General features: G+C 67.2%; 4 protein-coding genes and 1 pseudogene. 2 read left to right on the forward strand and 3 right to left on the reverse strand.

Translation table 11 applies throughout. The features are described 5' to 3' along the window. Window positions 1-452: DUF4192 family protein (locus tag ABZW74_RS24005; RefSeq protein ID WP_355279955.1), on the reverse strand; the 452-nt coding region annotated here is incomplete at its 3' end. A gap of 123 nt (window positions 453-575) precedes the next feature. Further along, window positions 576-1,262, reverse strand: coding sequence for a hypothetical protein (locus ABZW74_RS24010; RefSeq protein WP_240856989.1), 687 nt, complete (start codon window positions 1,260-1,262; stop codon window positions 576-578). 234 nt (window positions 1,263-1,496) lie between these two features. Here ABZW74_RS24010 and ABZW74_RS24015 point away from each other — a divergent pair, with 234 nt between their 5' ends. Then, on the forward strand, window positions 1,497-2,525 hold the full coding sequence (locus ABZW74_RS24015) for a PAC2 family protein (protein ID WP_240856988.1): 1,029 nt from the start codon (window positions 1,497-1,499) through the stop codon (window positions 2,523-2,525). Beyond that, window positions 2,522-4,651: a DUF3516 domain-containing protein gene (locus ABZW74_RS24020; protein ID WP_240856987.1), complete on the forward strand. Its 2,130-nt coding sequence runs from the start codon at window positions 2,522-2,524 to the stop codon at window positions 4,649-4,651. Before ABZW74_RS24015 ends, ABZW74_RS24020 begins: the two co-directional genes overlap by 4 nt. Here the strand turns inward: ABZW74_RS24020 and ABZW74_RS24025 are convergent. Further along, window positions 4,613-4,805, reverse strand: a pseudogene (locus ABZW74_RS24025) (hydrogen peroxide-inducible genes activator); the annotation flags it as partial. The gene ABZW74_RS24020 and the pseudogene ABZW74_RS24025 sit on opposite strands and share 39 nt — an antisense overlap.

Raw genomic sequence — 4,805 nt, forward strand, 5'->3', positions numbered from 1 at the left:
CCGGCACCGGCCTTGGGCACCGCGATCGGGGCCGGCCGGTTCGCTCGTGGCCGCCACGCCACCGACCACGCTGCACCACAGTCGAATTCGTTGAGGACGAAACCGATCGACACTCCTCCCGATGCCGAGAACTCCCGATTGGCGAGGGCCAGTACGCGCCGATGGCACGGATCGTCGAGCGCGAACCTGTCGTCGACGATGGCCACCAACAGATCGCGCGCACCGTACCGCGCGCAGATCGAGCCCAACTCCGCGAACACCCGGAGCAGCGCCGGCTGCGGCGTCCCGTCGTCGTCGACGGCCAGATCGTGGCGCATCGTCGCCCGGACCGTGCGCCCGGGGCCTACGCACAAGATGATGATCGACCGTTCGGGGATGAACCCGAGCAGAGCCGGGATGGCGGTCAGGAGCGATGCCGCGTCGAGGCGCGAGCGTGATTTCGATGAGGACATGCCGTCATCATCACTGCGGCCTACGCCCTCATCGGCCGTTCGCCGCGGTCCGGGATCGGCTGTCCACAAACGAGATTCGGTCCACAGCGCCAATCAACCAAGCGCCAATCAACCAACTGCCGATCAACCAAAGGCCGCGTCGACCGCCTTGGTGAACAGCGCGTCGAGTCCGCTGCCGGCGTCGGGCGGCAACGGTCCGGCCGATGGCCAGCGATACTCGGCGTACACGCGTACATCATCGCGCTGACCGATCAGCGTGACCGTGCTGGTCACCAGGATGTTGGGAATCGCGCCGGTCACCATTGTCCTGCGCACCGCGAGGGTCTCGACTCCGTCCGGCGCCGAAGGAGCGGGCAGCACCTCGGCGGTGACGCGGGTCGACGCGGTCGCGGTTCCGGTCGTCCAGCGCCGACACTCATCGAGCTGGGTGCCCAGTTGCGCGAGATCGGCCGGCGAGTAGACGATCGCGGCGGTGTAGGTGGACCGCTCCTGCGCACCGGGCGCGAGCAGCACCACGGCACCGCTCGAGATGACCGCACCGGGTCGGCACGAGGCAGGAACCACCGACGCCGATCCCGGATGACCGGTGATGTCGGCCAGCACGTCGGGAAGTGCCGGGTCCGGAACGCGACTGGCACCGCCCGCCGGGAAATCGCCCGGATTGACCGCACGGTCAGACAGGTCGGGCATCCCCGCCACCGGCTCACCGCTCACCGCACATGCGCCGAGGAGGAGGCACGCACCCAGCGCTGCGATGGCCGGTAACCGCACTCGCCATCGGAGTGCCGATGCGCCGCGCCGTTTGTTCACAACGCTCTACTGTGCCAAACCACGCGCCCGGCGACGCTCATCGACACTCCGCAGTGTCCGACGCAATGTCGGCGAATTGTCGCCGGCCGGGAATCCGGGACCACACCCACGGGTTGTTGATTCTAAAAGCACATAATGACCAGCACAATTGGCCCTGGCCGAGGCCGGTGGGCGACAATGGGAAGACCACGCGGGGAAGACCACGCGCGGCGAGGTGACGAGAGGAGGGTGACCATGGACGAGCGACAAGAACGCAAGGACCAACACGGCGACGGTGCTCCCGGCCCGGACGACACGGCCAACGCGCTGTACGAGCTGGCGTTTCCGGCCCCTCAACTGGGCACCGGCGACACCGGACCGGTGCTGATCCACGCCCTCGAGGGGTTCGCCGATGCCGGACATGCCGTCGCGCTGGCCGCGACACACCTGCGCGACAGCCTCGAATCCGAACTCGTCGCCACCTTCACCTCCGACGAACTGATGGACTACCGGTCGCGACGGCCGACGATCAGTTTCAGCGGCGAGACCTTCACCGACGTGCAGATGCCCGAGCTGACCATCCACGCCATCCGCGACACCAACGGCAAGGGCTTTCTGCTGCTGTCCGGCTCGGAGCCCGACCTGCGGTGGGAACAGTTCGTCGACGCGGTCCGCCGCCTGTCCGATCATTTCGGAGTCACCGACGTGGTCGGTCTCAACGCGATCCCGATGGCCGTTCCGCACACCCGTCCGCCGTCGATCACCGCGCACGGCAGCGACCCCGACGCGCTGGGCGACCTGCCGCGTTGGGGTTCGGCGATGAAGCTCCCGGCGAGCGCCTCGATGCTGCTGGAACTGCGCATGGGTCAGCACGACTACCGGGCGGCCGGGCTGTCCGTCCATGTCCCCCATTACTTGGCGCAGACGAACTATCCGGCGGCCTCGGCCCGACTGTTGACCGCGGTCACCGAGCTCACCGGCCTCCAGCTGCCGATCGCGGCCCTGCAGAGCGCTGCGGAGAAGGTGCGCGACCAGATCGACAACGAGGTCTCCGGGAACTCCGAGATCGAGTCGGTGGTCGCCGCGCTGGAAACCCAGTACGACTCGTTCACCCAGGCACAGGAGGAACGCGCGTCGCTCCTCGCCGCGGAGGAGTCGCTGCCCAGTGGTGACGAACTCGGCGCCGAACTCGAGCGGTTCCTGGCCGAGCAGGCCGGCACCGATCATGGCAACCTCGACACCGACTCGGATGACGGAAACGAGGGACCGCGATCTCCGATGTGATCGGGGCCCCGGCAACCCCAGCGTTTCTGGAGCCGGTCGCCGACGAGGATGCGGCACTGGAACGATTCATCGGTTGGTGGGCCGAGGGTGGGCTCGACCTCTATGAGCATCAGGAAGAGTCGCTGTTCGAGTTGGCCGCCGGCAGCAACGTCATCCTGGCCACGCCGACCGGATCCGGGAAGTCCCTGGTCGCCGTCGGCGCGATCTACTTCGCGCGGTGCGCAGGTCGGCGCGCCTTCTACACGGCACCGATCAAGGCGCTGGTGAGCGAGAAATTCTTCGACCTGTGCAGCATGTTCGGCGCCGACTCCGTGGGCCTGATGACCGGCGATGCCTCGGTCAACTCCGATGCGCCGATCATCTGCGCGACCGCCGAGATCGTGGCAAATCTTGCGCTGTCCGACGGCGAAGACAGCGACATCGGCACTCTGGTCGCCGACGAATTCCATTACTACGGCGAGTCGGATCGTGGCTGGGCGTGGCAGGTTCCGCTGATCGAGTTGCCGCACACGCAGTTCCTGCTGATGTCGGCGACACTCGGTGACATCTCCTTCTTCGTCGACGACCTCACCCGCCGGACCGGTCGAGAGACCGCCGCCATCACCGGAACCCACCGGCCGGTCCCGCTCGAGTACGCGTATTCGATGACTCCGATCCACGAGACTATCGAGGACCTCGTCTCCCGTGGACGCGCGCCCGTCTACGTCGTGCATTTCACGCAGGCGGCGGCGGTCGAGCGTGCGCAGGCATTGCTGTCGGTCCGCCTGTGCGACAAGGAACAACGTGCGGCCATCGCTGCCGCGATCGGCGATTTCCGTTTCCACACCGGATTCGGCAACACCCTCTCCAAGCTGCTCCGCGCGGGCATCGGCGTCCATCACGCCGGTATGCTGCCGCGCTACCGCAGACTCGTGGAAAGGCTTGCCCAGCAAGGGTTGCTGCAGGTCATCGCCGGGACCGACACCCTGGGCGTCGGGATCAACGTGCCCATCCGCACAGTGCTGTTCGCCGGTCTCAGCAAGTTCGACGGCAATCGTGTGCGTCGGCTGCGCGCCCGCGAGTTCCACCAGATCGCGGGCCGTGCCGGCCGCGCCGGCTTCGACTCGGTCGGATACGTCGTCGCCCAGGCGCCCGAGCACGACGTGGAGAATGCGCGCGCCGTCGCCAAGGCAGGTGACGACCCCAAGAAGCTGCGCAAACTCGTCCGCAAGAAGCCGCCCGAGGGATTCGTGTCCTGGGGCGAGAAGACCTTCACGGCTCTCGTCGACGCGCCCGACGAACCGCTGCGATCACACTTCCGGATGACCATCGCCATGCTGCTGGAGGTCCTCAACCGACCCGGTGACTGTTTCTCCGCGGTGCGCCACCTCCTCGAGGCCAACCACGAACCCCGCGATCGCCAGCTGCGGCACATCCGGCACACCATCGCTCTTTATCGTGGCCTGCGTGACGCGGGCATCGTGGTGCAACTCGACGAGCCCGACGCCACCGGCAGATACGTGGCCTTCAACGTGGACATGCCGAAGAACTTCGCGCTCACCAATCCGCTGTCGGCCTTCGCGCTGGCCGCCTTCGAACTCCTCGACACAGACTCACCTGACCACGCACTCGACGTCGTCTCGGTGCTCGAATCGACCCTGGAGGATCCTCGCCCGGTGCTGATCGCACAGCGAAAGGTCGCGCGCGACAAGGCCATCGCCGAGATGAAGGCCGACGGCGTCGAGTACGAGGAGCGCATGACCCGGCTGGAGGAGATCACCTGGCCGCAACCGCTCGCCGAGGAGATCGGTTATGCCTTCGAGGTGTATCGGGCCGGAGCGCCGTGGGTGGGTTCCACACCACCGTCGCCGAAATCGGTGCTGCGCGAGATGCTCGAACGGTCGATGACCTTCACCGAACTCATCTCGGTGTACGGACTCACCCGCAGCGAGGGCGTCGTGCTGCGCTACCTGTCCGATTGCTATCGCGTGCTGCGCCACGGTGTTCCGACATCGGTGATCACCGATGACGTCGCGTCGATCGTGACCCGACTGGGCACCATGGTCCGCGATGTCGACTCCAGTCTCGTCGACGAGTGGGAGGCCCTGTCAGCCGGCGAACTCCCTGCGGACAGCACCAGCGGCTGACACGACGTCGGCGATGATGCCGGCGAGTTCGCGGTAAGCGTCCTCCCGGTGGGCCGATCGGCGGAAGACGAGGCCGATGCGCCGTCCCGGCCGCGGCGAGGCAAACGTGGCGGTGGCCAGACCGCCCCCGGCCGTCTCCGAGGCCACCGCCGTC

Origin of the sequence: Gordonia sp. NPDC003585 (genome assembly GCF_040610755.1) — a bacterium.
GTDB lineage: Bacteria > Actinomycetota > Actinomycetes > Mycobacteriales > Mycobacteriaceae > Gordonia.